This window comes from Paenibacillus lactis (genome assembly GCF_017873605.1).
Lineage (GTDB): Bacteria > Bacillota > Bacilli > Paenibacillales > Paenibacillaceae > Paenibacillus_AQ > Paenibacillus_AQ lactis.
Map to the genome: position 1 here is coordinate 447,545 of NZ_JAGGKI010000002.1, position 18,808 is coordinate 466,352.

Sequence of the window (18,808 nt, forward strand, 5' to 3'; positions counted from 1 at the left end):
CGTTCAGTGTGTTTTGTCTCCCCAAATTATCTCCTACTCTAGCTGAGGGCCCATCGCTTTTAAAGGGTCAGTTTTCAATGATTTTTAGCGGATAGTCTTGTAGGGCAATGGCCTGCTTGAAGACATTAGCCGCTCCAAAACCAATAAATCTATCGACAATCAGGCAAATATTCAATAAGATATGGGTTGGCAGGCATGGAACAGGCGGCGCACATGGTACAAAACAAAGCCGTTTCGGGTAACGCGGAGTTGTGACGAAACTCCCAATTTAGCGGCCGTGGCCTGCGCACTCGGACGTATTAGGAAAATTTACTTATGCCTTATAAGCAAACTTGAAATATAATAGAGAAACTTAAATAAAAATTCTACTGGGGGAACATCTATGAAAAAACAGCTAAACGACCCAGCTGCATCCGGAAAACAGGATCGTTTTTCTTCAGCGGGTTTCATACTGGCGGCCATCGGAAGCTCCGTCGGACTCGGCAACATGTGGAAGTTTCCGTATATTACGGGTGAGCATGGCGGCGCCGCATTCTTCTTGCTCTTTATCATCTGTCTCATCCTGATCGGTTTGCCGGTCCTGCTCGCTGAACTCGCCATTGGACGAGCCGGCCGCGGCAGTGCGGCCACTTCCTTCGTGAAAGCTGGAGGAGCCAAAATATTCGGCCATCTCGGATTGCTGCAGGTCATCGCTCCATTCCTGATTCTGACGTTCTATGTCATTGTGGCGGGCTGGACGCTCCATTATGCGGTCATGTCCTTTAGCGGTGCACTGTATGAGAGCACCGATTTTACCGGACAGTTCGGCTCCTTCACGGCAGGCTATATGCCGATTGTATGGCAGGTCGTTGCGATTGCACTCACCGGATGGGTTGTCGCCAAAGGCGTCTCCGGCGGAATTGAGAAATTCAATAAAATTCTGATTCCGGGTCTCGTCATCCTGCTGATCGTATTGATGATACGGGCGGTCACGCTTCCGGGATCCGGCGCGGGGGTATCCTTCTTCCTGAACCCGGACTTCTCGAAGCTGAGTGCAGAGGCTGCACTGGTCGCTCTCGGCCATGCCTTTTTCTCCTTGTCGCTTGGAATGGGAATATTGCTGACTTATGGGGCCTATGTGGACAAGCGGCAGTCGCTTGGACAAGCTACCCTTGCCATTGGCGCCGGGGACCTGATCTATGCGTTTATCGCCGGCCTGATTATTTTTCCAACGACCGCGTCCTTCGGAATCGCACCGGATGCCGGTCCGTCGCTCGTATTTATTGCACTGCCGGCTGCCTTCTCGGCAATGCCGCTCGGCGCATTCTTCGGCGGATTGTTCTTCATCCTTCTTGCTATCGCCGCATTGACCTCGGCCGTCTCCTTGCTCGAGGTGCCCGTGTCGTATGTCATGGACCGCTGGCATTGGGGGCGGACGAAAGCCGTTGCTATCGTAGGCTCGCTAGTGCTGCTGCTGGGCCTTCCATCCGCATTGTCCTTCGGGATCGTACCCGGCCTTGAAGACATCGGCGGCAAAAATTTCTTTGACTGGCTTGATTTCATTACGTCCAATATCCTGCTTCCGGTAGGCGGCTTGATTACAACCTTGTTTGCAGGCTACTTCTGGAAAAAAGCAGCCGATGCCGCCGGCCTCAAAGCAAGATGGTTCCGCGTGTGGCTGTTCATGCTCAGATACATTGCACCGATTCTGGTTGTCCTCGTTCTGCTGCATACGACAGGTGTAATTAAAGTCTAATAAGAAGACTTAAAGCAAGACAACTTAAGGCAACCTGACCCGTCACCGGGGTTAGGTTGCCTTTTTCATGGATTGGGACTAAGCAAGAATTTCCGCGCTATTGCTACGCTCGACAAGCTGAGCATACGAAACCAAGCGCCTTGCCACTCAAAACATGCATGATCGATGATCTTAATGCTCATATATAAGGCCGAAACGGTTGCGGAGTTCCAGCAGTTATTCGATGGGCCGATATCGCCTATTTTGTATGACGAATAGAAACGGACACCCCAAAGGGTGCCCGTTGTTCGTTATTCGCCAGTCTTATTATTACGTCCCCGTGGTCATCGCCAACGCTCCCCTGCATGAGCAGGATTGCTTGAATTCCCCAATTCCAATTCTGCTTATTGCCGTTTGCTCAGCAGGTTCAAGATCGCCTGAGCGCTCTCCGCCCGGGTCGTTGCATCCTTCGGTGCGAAGCTGCCGTCCGTGCGGCCCTTCATCAGGCCGTGCGCCAGCGCCTCTTCCACCATCTCTGCTGCCCACGCCGAGATTTGCTCCTGATCCTTTGGAGCCGGCGCTTTAGGAGCTGTTCCGTTCGCTTCGTAAGCACGCAGGAGCATGGCCGCCATTTCTTGACGGGTCACCGCCGCGTGAGGCGCAAACATCCCGCTGCCCTTGCCATTCACTAGTCCATGCTGGCTCGCGGCGGCGACGGCGGAAGCATACCACGCCGAGCTGTCGACGTCACGGAAGACAACCTCGGTTTGATCGGCTTCCAAATGCAATGCACGTACGAGCATAGCCGCGAATTCCGCCCGTGTCAGCTGCTGCTGCGGGCTGAATGTCGATTCGCTGGTGCCGTTCACGATATGCTTGGCCGCCAGCTCCTTAACCGCCTGCTCCGCCCAGTGGCCGGCAAGGTCGGCAAACGACTTATCGTACTCCCAAGCGGCGAATATGCCAGGTTGATTAAGCTGCGCGGTCAAATAGCCATCACCCGACTTGCCGCCGATATACGTCAAACCTCCATCGGTTGCAATACGGTAGATTCCTGCCCACTTGGCATTGATCCCCGCTTCCAGGGCCAACCCGAACGTAATCGGCGAAGCGAACGCTTCCGGCTTGTATTCCGTGCCGTCGGACAGCTTAACGGCAAGCTGAACGTCGTACATCTTGCCGCCGCGCTTGATCTTGGCCTTCACGGACGATGCCGCCTTAGTCGTCATTGCATCCGCGTTCTGCTGCGCGATCTCCTCCAGCGTGAAGGAGATCACGGCATTCTTCCCCTGGCCTGCCGGTACCAGCTTCTGCAGCGAACTTAGCAGTGAGGCAGGAAGTCGTACCACCAAGCCTTCCCGTTTGAGCTCCAGTGCCTTCGTGCCCAGCAAATCGCCTGCCTGAAGCGGCAGCAGGATCTCCTTGTCCCCTGCTTGCAGTCCGATCGTTACGCTGCCCTGTCCGCTCTTCAGCATGTCCTCGGTAAGGATTCGCTGACCGGTCTCCGGTTGCTGCGGCTTCGCCGGATTCGTCGGCGGAGCAATGCCACCGGCACCTCCATCTCCGTTGCCTGAACCGCCGCCGGAGCCTGCGCCAGGGCTGCCGCCGTCGTTGCCTCCTGGGTTCGTGGCAGGGTTCATCTTAATAACGACCGCGGTCAACGGCTCCAGCGCAATGGAGCCGGATGTCAGCGTGAAGCCCGACTTCGTTGTGACCCCGCTCGTGCCGGCTTCATCGTCGTCCACGAGCACTTGCCCGGAGGTCAAGTCCTCGCTCAGCGTCAGCGAACGCTCCCTATTGTCGGCATTCACGAACACATAATAGGATCCGGTGCCGTCCGTTGCCTTATTTTTGTACGCGATCACCAAGTCCTGCGCCTTTACTTCCGGAATCTGCAGCAGCGTCACATTGGAATCCACCAAGCCGCGATCGCCGAGCCGGAATGCGTCGGTTGATTTCCGAAGCTCAATCAGGCCTGTGGTATACTCCCGCGTCTTGTTGTTCTCCGGAAACTGGACTTCATCCGTCGCCTTCGCCCAGTCGAACATATTGATCGCATCCGAGGAATCGTAGGAGTCATGAATAAAATAGCCGAAGCTCCTGCCGTTCTCATCAAACAATTCGTGATATTTCTGCTCCGGAATCCCCTGCCCCTTCCATTGCTTGGTGCGGCCGTATTCCTGCCCGGCATGGAGGAACGCCGTTCCCTGGGATGTTAACGTGATCAGGTTGCCAAGCCGGATCCGCTTATGGATCTCCAGATCATTCGACGGATCGGAAGGATCCTTCCTGATAGACTGCGCGATGATGTCATATAACGGCAGATTATCATGAGCTTCGATATACTGCACGATATCGCCCGGATCGTCTTCTTTCGTATTGCTTGGCTGTGCCTTGATATTGTTAAAAATCGTCTGAATGTCGCGTGCCCCGCCTGTAATGAATCTAGGCTCCCCTTCATGGCCGAAGCCCGATTTCAGCTCATTGCGGAACTCATCGGAAAATACACCGACATCATCCGTTTTATCCATCCAATTCTGGTCTGCGCCTTTGCCTGCCAGAGATGGATCGGATAGATGCCCGCTGAATGTCACCCAGCCTTCGCCGATGAACAGCGCGTTCGGATTGATTGCAGCTGCAGCGTCATACGCATTCTGGACAGCCTCATATGTGGCATCACCCATCATGTCCCAGCGCATGCCGTCGATTTTGTATTCCTTAAACCAGTATTTCACCGAATCCACCATCAGCTTCTCGGCCATTTTGCGGTTGGTGGCCAGGTTATTGCCGAACCCGCCGATGAAATTGCCGTTGGCATCCTGGAAGGCATAATAATTCGGCACGATATCGTTCAGGAAATCGGCCTTGGCCATATGCGTGTACACGACGTCGAGAACGACGCCCATGTCCGCTTCATGGATCGCATGAATCATCGCTTTCAGCTCTTTGATCCGTAGCTCCGGATCGGCCGGATTCTCCGAGTAAGCGCCGTCCGGCGAGAAATAGCTGTGCGGGTCATAGCCCCAGTTGTATTCGTTGTCCTTCGCGGAGTATTCCAGCTCCCGGTTCTTCATGGCGGCCTCGTCGCCGTAATACCATGCCATGACGGGCAGAAGCTGAACATGCGTCACGCCGAGGGATTTAATGTACTCAAGCTTCTCTTTGAAGGCATCGTAGGACCCCCATGTCGCATGGTTCAGATCGTGCTCGATCGAAGGATCTGACGTGAAATCCCGGACATGGATTTCCCAAATAATCGCATCTTCGCGCTGCTGATACCCCGGGATATTCGCGAAGTCGAAGCCGGCCGGGTCTGTCCCGCTCAAGTCCACTATCGCAGCCTTGCCGACGGTGTCGCCGTCCGGTCCTGCTTCGCCCTTCGTGTTGACCCGAAACTCTGCCATCGATTTGGCGTAAGGATCCAGCACCTTCTTCGTAACGCCTTGGTTGGTCACTTCATACTGGTAGTAATAGCCTCTAAAGTCGGCAATCCCGAGGTCTCCCGGCTTCAGCTCCACCGACCATACGCCGCGATCGCCCTTATGCAGCGGGACGTTTCCAATCAACTTTGTCGCGTCGCCTTTATCGTACACATTCACCGTCACATTATCTGCCGTCGGCGCCCACAGCTTCAGTACAGCACCTCCGCCTTGATAGGTCGCGCCGAGATCATCGCCTTCGTAGGCGTACATCTCGTCCAGCATGCGCCAGCCGGTGGAGGCCGATACGGTCTTCCCGGCATAGGTGACCTGAAGCGGCACCTGGTCCAGCGTAAAATCAGCCTCTACTTCCACCGTCGTGCCATCAAGGATGCTCACCTTGCCGACATTGACCGTGCTGCCGTCTTTGTCGCGGATCTGCAGCTCGGTTTGGACAGCGCCGGCTTCCAGCCCGTCCGTCATTGTAAAGCCAAGACGCAGCTTGCCTGGAGCCAGCACTTCGGCCGAGACCAGCCCGGTTGCAACCTCTCCGTAAGGAGATACATACACCGTATTGTCTCCCTCTTTCAAGAACAGATGCTGGTAACGATCGACTAAAGCAAAGCCGCGATCGCCTCCGTCCTTGCCTGCATCCCCCTTCGACGGATCCAGCACGATCAAGTTAATCTTCTGCGCATCGGCCTTCATCGGAATGTCGACGTAAGCCCCGTAACGGTCTGTCTGACCCGCAGGGAACATGGTTGCGCCGGTAGGCCAGTTCTCCGAAGGCGCGGCCACATCTCCCCACAGCCATAGGCCGTATGAAGAATAGTTACCGTCCTGTCTTTGATAATGAACCCGTACGGTGTCCGCTGGCAGATCCACCGGCTCGAAGAGGTATACCGTATCGGAGCCTTCCTTGAGCCATACCTCGTTCATCTCCGGAGACGTAACGGCGAAGTTTTTGTCCCCGCCGTCCTTGTTGCCGCTGACCCGGTCAACGACCACGATGCCGGCCTTCTTGGCGTCCGCTTTCAGCGGAATGTCCACGAAGGCGCCGTATTCGTCGACTTGCCCGTCAGGAAATGGTGTCGCACCTGCCGGCCAATTTGCAGACGGTGACGCGACATCGCCAAAAATCCACAGCCCCATATTGCGGTAATTGCCGTCCATCCGTTGGTAATGAACCCGAACATGATCGACCGGGATCGGATCCGCCGGGTTGGCCGGCTGCTGCGGAATTTGATAGGTTGCGGATACACTGTGATCCAGCGCGTTGTAAGCAAAGGTGACCGCAGCGTCCTCTGGCAGCTTGAGCGTTTCTTTGCTTGCCGGATAGACCTCGGCGGCTGAATCCGCCCCGAGCGCGATCTGGTATTCATGATCGCCGCCGTAAACATCTGCCGTCACGGTATAAACATCGTCATAATCCGTATCCTGCAGCAAGAGCCGCGAATCTGAAGCAGACCAATCGGCGGCTTCACCAATGCCAGTCTGGAAGCTGCCAATGACCCGCGGAAGCTTGTCCGCGGCAAGCGGCTTGTAATATGTAGAATCGGCAATCCGATGTGTACCGTGATGATAGTAGAAGGTTACCTCGGTCTCCTTATCGAGTGTAATCTCAATGTTATCGCCCTTCTTGACACCATTGCGGTTCGAGTAATTGTCGAATCCGTAGCTTTCGTTCCAATCGCCATTAATCGCGATTTTGTACTCATACGTTCCTGCCGGCAGTACCCCCGTCAGACGGTATTCGCCGTCAGCGGTAGCGGTCATTTCGGTAACCGCCGCCGCAGGGTCCCAATCCTTGTCATGGCCCAGCTTGGTTTGCAGGCTGCCGACGAAGACAACCTTGCTTGGCGCCTGGTTCGCATGTACCGTTGCAGGAGAGATGCCCAGCATGGACAGCACCAAGGATAGAATCACCAGGATGGACCATGCTCGCTTCATTGCCGGATTCATTACGGCCCTACTCATCATCAAAAGCCTCCTTTTTTCGTTAAATGTACAATACTGATTGAGTGCTATCGTTTGCGCAAACGCTTGCATAAATGGGTAAGGGCTTTCAATTCTTCGAAACTGACGACATTCCCCGACAAAGTCTGGTGAAAGATGCTGAACCTTCAGATGCGTTGTCATAGGCTAATTAACCGAAAGCGATTACAATGTAAACGTTTGCATTCTCTATTGTAGTATCGCTCCAAGTTAACGTCAACCACCCTTTTTCCTTCATTTCTCCCTTCTCTTGACTTCATCAACAAAATGTGAGGAGTGCTGGTTTCGTTGGCAGCCTATAACACTTCATAAAAAAGGGAGATCCCGCGACGATAGCGGACCTCTCCCTTCAATTTCCCGTTCCATTCCGGCGTTTAGCCGCTACACCATTTCTGCCGTATTCCAGCGTTTCATGATTTCTCGGTTACCTTATGTCCGAAATCCTACTTTCCGCTTCGCCGTCCAGAGCGTACTCTCTTGGAAAATCGCCAAAAATCGCTACAAGCCCTCACCGGCATATCGAATCATCAGCTCATAGTCCCCCGACAGAAGCTCCAATTCCAGCCGCGTTCCGTAAAGCCGGCACCCCGCGATCCCCGGAACGTCCCGAAGGATGGCCCCATCCTCCCAGACCGGCTCATCCCGGTCCGCTATGCTTGCTATGGGACGATCAGGCCGCGAATCAAGGACAACAAGCCCCTTCATCGTGCAGGGCAGTGTAACTCGCAGCCGAATCCCGCCGCGCAGAACCCGCTCCCAGCGCACATTGATGCTTCCCCTCACAGTTGGCACCGCAGCCTCGGCGAACTCAAGCTCATCCGGGAAAAAGGGACGGATTCGAGCCTCCGCAAATCCCGGCTTGCCGCTCTGGATACCGCATATATATTCTTGCAGCAGTCTGGCGGGATACCCGTTCCACGCATGGCAGTGGGACTCGATGTCGTCCCAGCCCTCCCACAGCGTCTCTGCGCCTTGGGCAATCATATACCCCCAACCTGGGTTATCGGATTTACTAAGCAGCTGATAAGCCAATTCAGACCGTCCTTCCTCAAACAACAAGCGCACCAGCGGCAGCGAAAGCACGGTTCTGCTCTCCCATGGCATACCCGCAACGGCTTCCACCGCAGCTTCCCGGTCCTCCTCCGGCAGCAGTCCGGCATAGATCGCCAATGCATTCACGCCTTGGTGGAAGGCCTGCGAGCCGGAGCTGTCGCGAAGCAGCTTTCGGAACGGATCGTACAGTAAAGTCAGAATACCTGAGCGCAATGCCGCAGCCTGTCGTTCATACATTTCCTGGTCCTCCGCCTTGCCCAGCACATCCGCCGCTTCCGCCGCAATCCGGAGCGCCTGCCAAGCTTTAATCTGCTGCACCGTCAGAAACTCGCCCTCATGCTCAACCGTTGGATATGGCCAATCGCTGATATGCCAGCCATCTCCGACCGGTATTAAGCGGGTCTCCGGCGACGCCCCGGAGATGTAGGCGTCAATCATTTGCCGCATCGGCCCGTAATGGCGGAGAAGCAGCTGCCGATCCCCGGTAAAACGGTACAGCTTCCAAAGCAGCGTCGCATAATGCAAATCCCACTCCGGAATACGAAGATTAAAGTCCGGATGCAAGTAGTTCGACGGGAACACGAACGGAAAGGTGCCATCCGGAAGCTGCCCGTCCGCGAAATCCCCCAGCGTTTTGTCCAGCACCGGAACCGCTTCGAAATTATACAGCAAGGCCTCGGCCTGCAGATCGGTATCGGCCAAATACTGCGCCTGCTCGCGATGCGGGCAGTCCACGACCTGGCCCAGCACGTTGTTGCGCTGGGTTTGCATGCAAACGTCATACAGCTTGTTGATGAAAGCGGAGGAACAGCGGAAATGTCCCGTTCGCTCCATGTCCGTTCCCGCTGCGCAGATGGTCAGCTGCCCCTTCTCCAGAGGAGCTGGATATCCGCTCACCTCGACATAGCGAAAGGCCTTGTAGCTGAAATCCGGCTGCCAGCACTCGGGACCTCCCCGGCCGTGCATCGTATAACGGTCGAAATAGCTATGCGAGATTTCATTGCAGACCTGATGCGGCACCCGGCCGTCCGGGTCCAGCGATTCCGCGTAACGCAGCTGCACCGTCACCCCGGCCTTGCCGGGAAGCGTGATCCGCGGCCAACCGGAGACGATTTTCCCCGCATCGAACACCTGAACCCAGCCTTCTGCCCCCTTCCTCGGCTGCCCTGCGGCGGTCGGCTGGATTAGCTCCAGCTCCGCGCCTTCCGGAAGCCGCTGCCACATCAGCGGCCACGCTCGGCAATCCGGGCTGGCCGCCACGGCAGGATCGCATAATGAATCGTCGTAAGCCGGAGTAAGCCACCTCGGATCCAGCTGGCCCCCGTCGTAATCCTCCACGGCGGACAGACGGCGGTTCTGTTGATAAGAAGTCCCGATCCGATGCGGGATGCGCCGAAGCGTCCGCCAGCTCCGATCGGAGGCGACGAGCGACTCGCTGCCGTCCGCATGCTCCGCATGAAGCTGCAGCAGAAGTCCCGGGGAGCCGTCGACATAGTTCTGGCCGCTGCCCCCCAGATAATGGACGCATGCCCCGATACAATTGGCGCCATGGGACAACAAGGAGGTGACGTCATACGCCAGGTAAAACTTGCGGCGGGGAACTCCCGTCGGCGCAGGCGACCCGAAGCCGCTTACCCGCTGCCCATTTACATACAACTGCACAATATGATGAGCCGAGACGAATAATTTTGCGCGAACGACCGGTGCGCCAAGCTCGAAGGTTTTGCGGAAATAGACGAAATCATTGATCACAATGTCGCCTGCTCGCCAGATCCACTCCGCCTGCCAGTCGCCAGAGAATAGTCCCGTCTCCCACCAGGCAGGTTCCATCGCATAACGGCTCCCGTCGCAGTCCCACACCTCGGCCTGCCACCAATAGCGCCGGTTTCCGCGAAGCGCGGGTCCTTCATAAGACAGGGACAGCTCATGACCGCAGCGCTTCCCGCTATCCCATAAGACTTCCCCATCCTCGCTGCGAAGACCCGCCTTCGTTGAGGCTACCTTCACCCGGCAGGCAGCCGGCTCCTCTCCCCGCCTAGTGCCGGTCAACTGCCAGGAGAATACAGGAACCCGCTCATCCAGCCCCGGCGGCGCATTGAGCCCGTTGACCCTTGGATTTTGTATCCTAAGCATGTCGTCCATCCCCTATTCATTCGACCTCTGCCAAACCACTCTCTTTCATCTTGGGACCTGTACTTCAGCCGTGACCACCGTCTCATTGCCTGCCTGATCGGTAACGGTATACGTTATCGTGTAGATTCGGCCGGAGCCCTGGCCTGACCTTGCTGCCCGCAGCAGGAAGGCGGTATCGGGCGTGCCGTAGTCCGCATCCTGAATATCCTCAGGCTGCAGTTCTTCATTGCTCGTAATCGACGTGAGAACAACCGAGTCGATATCCGAAGCTTCGTCGCTTGCTTCCACGACCACATTCACCTGCGCGAGCTTCTGATTCGGCGGCCACAGCACCGCTTGATCAAGCGTAACATTCACGCTCGGCGCAGTCCGGTCGATCGGAATGGCCAGCAATGTGGACTTTCCAGTTTCACCCGAAGTATGGACGGCGCGGTATTCGACCGTATTGACACCGTCCGTATCGATCGTAAATGCGGCGTCGTAAGCCTGCCACTCTCCGCCGTTGACGCGATATTGAATGCTCAAGCCTTCAGGTACGCCGCCTTCCGCCTCGATGGACACGTTCACCGGCTGAAGGTACCAGTCCCCGCGTCCATCCGGCTGCTCGGGCGATACAGCTGCGGCAAGCTTCACCCGTTCGATGCTGTCCGCAAGACCGATGCCGTCGACATGGAAGGAACCGCCAGACCAAGGAATCCGGTTCTCCGGGGCAATCCAGATTTTAATTTTCGTTATGCGGTCCTTATGCGCCCATTCTCCAAGATCGACTGCCACTTGGGTCCACTGCTTCGCCGGGACATTCTCTTCCGCTTCAAGTATATGCTGATCGCTGTAGATCTTCACCCGTACAGTATAAGCTTCGGCCGACGCCGGACCTTGCGAAGGATGAATGCCGAAGAACAGGTACCGCTTGCCTTCGGCGCTCCATGGCTGATCGAACGTCTTGGCAATCCCTTTGCTGTCGCCCAGCTGTGCTCTCCCCATCACGGATGCCTTCAGTGACCGGCTGCCGCTGGCGGCGATGGAATCATCCATTCCGACCTGGGAGACGTATTCCGCTTTGGTCCAGCCTTGATCGTCTTGTTCGAAATCAAACCTGACCTCGGCCCCTTCCAGCTGGCCGACCTGAATCGCCTCGGCCTGGGCTGCATCCGGCATTTCCCGCCGCGCGAGCTTGCTGGCATCAAAAGCCGGCGCGATCTCCGTCCAATCGCCGATGCCGATGATCGGTTTTGCGAATTCCGTCACCTCGAGCGAGCGCTCGGTATCGATATATTTGAACACATCGTATACGAGCTTGTGCTCGTCAGGGATGTTTAAGCCTTTACTCGTGTCTGGATCATGCGTCCACAGACCGAGGTTCAAGCCGTATTCTCCGGCATGATCCACATGCCTGTGCAAGATGAAGGAGTCAATCCCGTCCAGAAAATCGGTAATGTAATAGGCATACGCATAAGCGGCCGCCTGCACCCGCTGGCTCTCCGGCGAATTGTCGCCGCTATGAAAGCCCTGCTCCGAAAGGATGATCCGGCGCGCCTCATCACCGTACAGGAACTTCGGCTGGTTCATGTATTCTACAAGGACGTGCAGGTTCTTGAACGTGATTTTTGGCGTATCGAATTGCTCCAGCGACTGGGGTGCAATCCATGCCCGCGGATCGAACAGGTTCTCCGGGTATGGGTGATAAGCGATATGCCATGGAATATCGCCTTCCGCAGCAATCTCCGCCTGCAGCGTGTCGATAATCGAGCGGCCGTCAAACGAGCCGATCTGTGTCGGCGGCAGCTGCTGGTCCCAGTTATGCGTGAGCGAGATGTATACCCTGGCGTTGCTGTAGTAGCTTTTTACGATCGTATTCGTCAGACGCACCGTCCGGGCATAGTCCGATACGAACTCTCGCACCGTCTTGTCATTGCCCATGTTGTACCATGTCTCGCCCGCGTCCACCTCGTTGCCGACGATGTAGTTCACGGCCCTTCCGTATTTCTCGTCCTCGCGCGTGTAGCGTTCCGCCAGGAAGGCGGTAATCGCTTTATAGTACTTCATGCCGAGCTCATCCGTTGTATTGAAGGCATACACAATGCCGTCGGTCGCATCCGGATGGAGGAGATACCGGTTTGGCGTTGTGGCGTCCATCCCGGTCTTATACATCAACAGGATCAGGGATACCGTCACCCCGTTATCCGACAAGCTCTTAATGGAATTATCCCTCTCTTCGATCCAATCCTTCTTGAAGTAAAAGGTCTCTCCCTCATGCACGTACTCGAACGTATTGGCCGGGTTAACCGTGCCATCGATATATAAGGCGTTATTGTAGTCCACGTTCAGCGCCGCGTGACTGATGCCCAAATCCTCCGCATCGCCCACCATTTGCACCTGGAGCCCCTTTTTGCTCTTCGCAACCGGGAACGGATAAGTTCCGAGCGCGAGCGCATCCGGATTGCTCACATACTTGGCTCGGTCTACAAGGTCGATCGTCCCGTCCTGCCGGACGATGGCAACGGCGAATTTGGAATATATCCGGGTATGGCCCGCGTCGTCCGCCAAGCCGATGTCGAACGTGAATCTTTCGGACAAATCCTGCTCGGCTAACGGCGCCCGGTTCTGCAGGTCTCGATCCGATTCGTAAGGCTGGAGCTGAAACAATTGTAGCTTTGCGCTCTCATAGGAATCGACCGTTTCCGGGTCGAGCACTCCTTCGATGATGATCCGGTCGAGAGAGGAGGCGATCTCATGCCTGGTCAGCTCTCCCGGGAAACGCTCGATCGGCGCCAGCTGCTTGAACCGGATCTGATCGATGCCGATCTGTCCCCCGCTTGCTCCGTCCTCGCTTATGAACGACAGCCTGAACTGTTTTAAGGTACCGGTCCAGTCGGGACTCAGCGACAGATTGAACTCATACTCGGCGGACGAGGCGTGATTAGCCGCAATATCGAATTCCTCCGATTTGGCGGTGTCCCAGGCCGGGCTCTCCTCCGTCACCCATTCGACCCTTACTTTATGGAACGAAGCATCATTCCGAAGCTTTACGCTGAGCGTATTGTAATGCTCGATGTCCTGAATGATCATGGGAGACTGCAGCACCGGAGCAGCATCCGACACATCCAGCAGCAGCTCGCCGCCGGCCGCGCTCACGGCCGCCCCCTGCGCGGTAAATCCTTCCGTTTCACCGTCGATGCTGAAGTCCATGCCGATCGCGTTCGACCCGCTGAGATAATCGATTTGATAATTGCCTCCCCAATATTCATAGCCGGGATCTCCTGGCTTCAAGCCGCCGTGGTCAAAATTGAGCATGAACGCGAATTCGATCTTCGTGATCGCATCCCGATGCGCCCAATCCTCGATGGATACCGCGATTTTGTTCCAGCTGTTCGGGTTGATCTTGGCAATGCTCTCGTAGGCTTCGTCTCCGTTAAACAACGTCGCCTTAATGAGATAATCCTCCGTCTGCCAGCCATAGCTGTTTGCCGCAAACGTTAAATAGTTTACTCCCGATAAGTCAATGGGCTGTTCAAACTCCTTGGATACGGTTCTCCATTCATAGGCTTTGACTTGGTCCGACCAAATCTCCAGCGTATGGCTTCCCTCATAAGGCGTATTCGGGCCGTTCGCATACCGGTCGGCATAGGTAACGTTCTCCGCACCGGCTCCCGCGCTCCATTTCCCCGGCTGGTTCACCTCGTCAGGCTGATTAAAATCATCGATGATGATGGACGGCGTGTAACCCGAGACGCTTCTGACATGGGCAGATGCTGTCAGGTCAGGGTCATACGTACCTGCAAGGGCAATCCCCGCAGGGAATGATTGCAGGGCAATCGCCGCCATGGCGGCAACGAGCAGCGGTTTCATGAACCTCTTCAGCTTATTCACGTTCAATCCTCCTCGCATGGCTATGAATATGTTCACACACGGATATTACTGCTGCTTCACCATTCACCCCCTTTCCGCTCTCCTCCGCATTGTTCCGGATCCGTTACACAATCATCCCTTCTCGTGTGCTCACAACAAGCTCCGTTCCTTGCTCAGCCTTCACCGTCAGGCATTGCGGAATCGTCAGCTCATAGCGCAAACCTCCCCCTTCCTTTCGATTCCAGCGGGCTTCAATCAGCCCGTAACGGGTTGGCACTGCTCCTTCCGCCTCGGACAAATCACCCGGATCGAATTCAATTCGCACCTCCCGATCGCCAAGCCGTCTCAAATCCAATCCCAGCACATATTGGGTCAAAATATAGCTGGGCGACGCCCCCCAACCATGGCTGAAGCTCACAGGGATATGATCGATCAGATAGGTCGGCGTGTGTCCCTGATACGGACTCGGCACCGTGCTGAACGGCAGGGCTGGATCGAACGTCTCCCACCAGGTCGTCGCTCCGCGGTCCAGCATTCCGCCCCAGTATTCGCGAATAAGGTCCAGCGCGCGCCGGGTTCTCCCTTTGCCGATTAGCGTTTCAAGGACCACATGATAGAAGAAAGCGCCCTTTAAAGGAGGAAGCTTCCCGGCCTCATACCATTCATCCAGAAACCGATCGGCTTCCTGCGGATCCATAACGCCCGACCAGACGGCAGCAAAATTGGTCTGAGCCGTGATCTGAGCCGACAACCCTTCCGGACCGATGCAATCAGCGAATACGATATCGCCGGGCTTCCGCATCTGCCCCCGGATCGCCGTCCTCAGCCGGGCCGCATGCTCCCGCCACTGCCTTGCCAAATCGTGGAGATCCATCTCGGCAGCCAGATCCGCCGCCAATCCCAGCGCCTTGTAATAGAAGCAGGAAACGGCCGTCACCCGGTCCCGCCGATCGATGTAATCGGCCCAGTCGATAAAGCACCACCAGCCTGGCCTGTCGGCCCGTGCAAACAAGCCGCTGGAATCCTCCTGGTCCCGGAACCACGCCATGAGCCGCTCGACCGCTGGCCAGATTTCGCCGAGAAACCCGCGGTCCTTCGTGTAGAGCCAATGGGCGTGCACGCCGAACAGCCAGTGCGCGCAGAAATCCGGCAGCAGGAACGAATTTCGCTCCGGTCCCGTACCCGGAATGGAGCCGTCCGGATTCTGAATGCGCGCTCCTTGCAGCAAGCATTTACGAAGCAGCCGTTCGTCGCCGAAAGCATGGTAAATCACTTTGCCCATTACCACGGCATCCGCTACCCATAGCGCCTCCTCCCGCAGCGGGCAATCCAGCAGATGATCCTGGCTGTTGACGAGGGTCGTGTAGACGCCGACCTCCCAGATCCGGTTGAGCCGCTCATCACTGCTTCGGAAATAACCGGACCGGTCAAACGGATAATGCACGGATTCGACGGCAAAATTCGCCACCTTCAACGGAACCGGCGTCGCCTGGCACGACACCTGCAGAAACCGGAATGCCCGCCGACCGAACGGCTTAAGCCGGTTCATCCCTGGACGCAGAATAAACGTATCGTACAGCTGCAGCTCCAGCGATTCCCCATACGACAGCTGGATGACGCCGCCTTCCGGGGCATGAACCTCCAGCTCGGGGTACCCTACCGTTTCCTTGCCGAAGTCGAACACCACCCCGGGGAGCGATCCGGGGGCGCTTGCATCCAGCGTCCAGCTATCCCAGCCGCTGCCGCCGGCTCCGGCCGATGCTTGCGCTGCTTCGGCCAGCATTCGGCATTCTCCGGCGCTGACCCCGAAATTGGAGTCCGTCCGGACGATCGCAGCCGGCTTCGCCAATACCCGTTCCAGCGGCGGAATCTCCCGGGGAAGCAGCCGCGGCCAAGGGGAGTCCGGATCCAGCGCAGCGGCGACTACGGATGCTCCGGCCCATGAAGCATCGTGATAATCGGGCTCCTCCCAGCCATCCTCTTTCTCCGCCAAGTAAATTTCGCGGAAACCGTTCCACAAATGCTGCCTGGAGACCTGGGCCATCCACCTTGGCGAACGGCGGACCTTCCAGTCGGTATCCGTTGCAATAACAGCCAGTGTCCCGTCGCCCATCTCTATTTCCAGCTCAGCGATGAGGCCGCCCGGACCCTGCATCTGTCCTGTCACGATATCGGAGGTTCCGAAGTTGTAGGCGACGATCGCGAGCGCATTCCTTCCTGAGCGGATCAGGCCGGTTACGTCGATTTCGTCGTAATATTTCCACTGAAGGTCAGCGGGAGACGGGCCTCTTCCCGCAAAGCTTCCGTTGAGGTACACCTGATATTTTTGATTCGCCGACACGAACAGCCGGGCTCGGGAAGCTGATTTTTCAAGATCAAAGCTCTTTCGAGCCTCCAGGTAAACATTCGGCGTATTGGGGGGAATGTCTCCCCAGATCCAGCTCGCCTGCCATGACGCCTTCTTTTTGTGCAATTCAGCTTTCATCCCAGCCTCCCTGCCAGCTCCGCCCCTCGGATGCGGGCCGATTTGATCATACGACCGTCCTTCTCCAATCTCCACTCCACCGAAATGGGTCCCCGCGGGCTCGGGATCACGCCGCTTGCCGCCGTTAGCCCTCCGATGGCATGAGGTTCAAACGCAATGCGTTCATATCCGGGAGAAAGCGCCCGAATGCCGAGCACATACTTGGCGATCCACACGACCGGCGTACTGGACCAGCTATGGCACAGACTCATCCTGTAGGAGCTGTACGCGGTATATGTGGTCAGCGCGTGGTGAATATCGCTGCTCGGCGTCAGCCTCACGCCTTCCCAAAAGGTCGTTGCTCCCGCATCCAGCATCGTCCCCCACACGGTGGCAATCACTTCCCACGCCCGCTCGTGCATTCCATGCTCCGAATAGCACTCGGCCAGCCAATAAGCCGAAAGCGGGGTGAGCGGGTCCCTCAGCCGATAGCCAAGCAGAAACCGGCGTGCATGCTCTTTACCGACATACCCGCTCTTAATGCCGATGACCGAAGTCAGCAACGCGTAGGAGGAGCCGATGAATCGGCTCTCGTCAAGCTCCGCGCGCGGCTCACCCCACTGAATGCCAAGCTCCGGTATATCCCCTGCCAGCTGCTGCATTTGGCTCTTCGTCATGCTATAAATCGCATTCAAGCACGCCCAGGACTCGGACTCGGCCATCGGCGACCATTCGATGAAGGAGTAAGTCCCCTCGGCCTCCGGCATGAACACCCCGGTGCCGGCATCCGCATTCGCCCTTACCCAGGCGATATGCCGCAGCAGCTCCTCCCGGAGCTCCAGCACAAACGCACGGTCGCCCGTCTCAAAGTAGTACTCCCAAATGCTGCTGAGCCACCACAGCGTATAGGAGGGCAGATTGTTCATCCAATAGCCGTAAGGCGTCCGGCCCAGCTCGCGAAGCGACCGTTTCAGGACGGAGTAATCGTCCCACAGCGAATATTCGGTTTTGGCTGCCAAATAAATATCGTACGCCCAATTCAGACGGTCCCGCTTGATGCCGTCCCACAGCCCGATTTGGTGGCATACCCGGCTTGTATGGACCGATACATCATAGATTCGCCGCATCAACGGCTGATCGACCTGCAATTGCCCGACCTGGTTCAGTGCAACGCCGGCAGCCTCCAGCCGAATCTCGGCTTGGAAGGGCGCTCCGCAATCCCCGCTCACGTACATCCTGACGTAGCGCATGCCTTGGGGATTGGTTGCGACGGCGCTCCCCGCAGGCACGGTCAGCCATTCGGTCATGCATCCGTCGTAATGCAGCAGCTCTTGCAAAGATTCCGCGCCGTTCCATAACAGACCGATCTCCGTATCCCCCCTGTTCTCGACCCAAAACCGCACGTTCAGCTCCTGAGGCAGTTCAAGCAGCAGCTGCGGCACCCGGCTTAAATCCAGCTGGCGCTGCTGCGTCCGGCGTTCCTTCCACTCGCCCTGCTTCAGGAGATGGTAGAAAATATGCCGCTCGTTCCGGGCCTTTACCTCCCCCAGGAGGATCGGTCCGGTTGTAGTCCCTTGTAGAAGAAAGGCGCCATCCTGATCAGAGTCCGCCACCATGCCGTTAACCGACATAACGTTCACGCCATGGATCGGCTCGGTAGCGATATCGCCGTAACCGCCGGCAATGAACCAGCCGGGAGCCCCGTCCAGATCACCGAAGGGCTCCTCGCCCCATACGCACACCACTTCGGCGGGGGAATCGCCAGCGCTCCAGGTCTCGTCCGTGGCCAGCCACAATCCTTCACTTCCGCTTATATACGCGATACAGCCGACCGAGCGGTCGTGCAGATGCATGTTGATCGGATGCATGGGCATCGATACCGTGTTGCGGATTTCCAAACGAATCGTGTACGCCCCCGGCTCCAGCCGGTCCGGCAATCCTTCTACCTTGAAGAATGCCGACGTATGCCTGGCGTGCTCCGCAACGCGACCAACGGGCGCTCCGTTCAGCATGATTTCCACTTCTCCCGTGCAGGCAAGCTTCATCTCTATCCGCTCCGCCTCTTGCAGAACAAAGGATCTCTCCAGCACGATCCGTCGTCTGCCTTCCCGTTCCGGGTGCCAGATCCAGCTGGGAATCTTCTCCGCTTGTCTGTGTATATTCATCCATCTCTCTCCATTT

General features: G+C 56.8%; 6 protein-coding genes. 1 reads left to right on the forward strand and 5 read right to left on the reverse strand.

The genetic code is table 11. The features are described from left to right. Nucleotides 1–382 precede the first annotated feature (382 nt). A complete protein-coding gene (locus J2Z18_RS04940) occupies nt 383–1,735 on the forward strand; it encodes a sodium-dependent transporter (protein WP_210094264.1) in 1,353 nt (450 codons plus the stop codon). A 383-nt stretch (nt 1,736–2,118) separates the two neighbouring features. On the opposite strand, the gene J2Z18_RS04945 is transcribed toward J2Z18_RS04940, so the two are convergent. The 5 genes from J2Z18_RS04945 to J2Z18_RS04965 form a co-directional block, all read right to left on the reverse strand. Beyond that, on the reverse strand, nt 2,119–7,113 hold the full coding sequence (locus J2Z18_RS04945) for a pullulanase (RefSeq protein WP_245255847.1): 4,995 nt from the start codon (nt 7,111–7,113) through the stop codon (nt 2,119–2,121). Between the two features lie 513 nt (nt 7,114–7,626). After that, a complete protein-coding gene (locus J2Z18_RS04950) occupies nt 7,627–10,314 on the reverse strand; it encodes an alpha-L-rhamnosidase (RefSeq protein ID WP_210094265.1) in 2,688 nt (895 codons plus the stop codon). Between the two features lie 45 nt (nt 10,315–10,359). After that, nucleotides 10,360–14,184 carry a DUF5722 domain-containing protein gene (locus tag J2Z18_RS04955; RefSeq protein ID WP_276824972.1) on the reverse strand — a complete coding sequence of 1,275 codons (3,825 nt, stop codon included), beginning with the start codon at nt 14,182–14,184 and terminating at the stop codon, nt 10,360–10,362. A 103-nt stretch (nt 14,185–14,287) separates the two neighbouring features. Further along, on the reverse strand, nt 14,288–16,648 hold the full coding sequence (locus tag J2Z18_RS04960) for a family 78 glycoside hydrolase catalytic domain (protein WP_210094266.1): 2,361 nt from the start codon (nt 16,646–16,648) through the stop codon (nt 14,288–14,290). After that, nucleotides 16,645–18,792, reverse strand: a complete 2,148-nt coding sequence (locus J2Z18_RS04965; protein ID WP_210094267.1) for an alpha-L-rhamnosidase C-terminal domain-containing protein — start codon at nt 18,790–18,792, stop codon at nt 16,645–16,647. Before J2Z18_RS04965 ends, J2Z18_RS04960 begins: the two co-directional genes overlap by 4 nt. Nucleotides 18,793–18,808 lie beyond the last annotated feature (16 nt).

Excerpts from the sequence above, each read along its gene's own strand:
- J2Z18_RS04940 (WP_210094264.1), top strand. The coding sequence starts at position 383 with ATGAAAAAACAGCTAAACGACCCAGCTGCATCCGGAAAACAGGATCGT.
- J2Z18_RS04945 (WP_245255847.1), bottom strand. The coding sequence starts at position 7,113 with ATGATGAGTAGGGCCGTAATGAATCCGGCAATGAAGCGAGCATGGTCC.
- J2Z18_RS04950 (WP_210094265.1), bottom strand. The coding sequence starts at position 10,314 with ATGCTTAGGATACAAAATCCAAGGGTCAACGGGCTCAATGCGCCGCCG.
- J2Z18_RS04960 (WP_210094266.1), bottom strand. The coding sequence starts at position 16,648 with ATGAAAGCTGAATTGCACAAAAAGAAGGCGTCATGGCAGGCGAGCTGG.
- J2Z18_RS04965 (WP_210094267.1), bottom strand. The coding sequence starts at position 18,792 with ATGAATATACACAGACAAGCGGAGAAGATTCCCAGCTGGATCTGGCAC.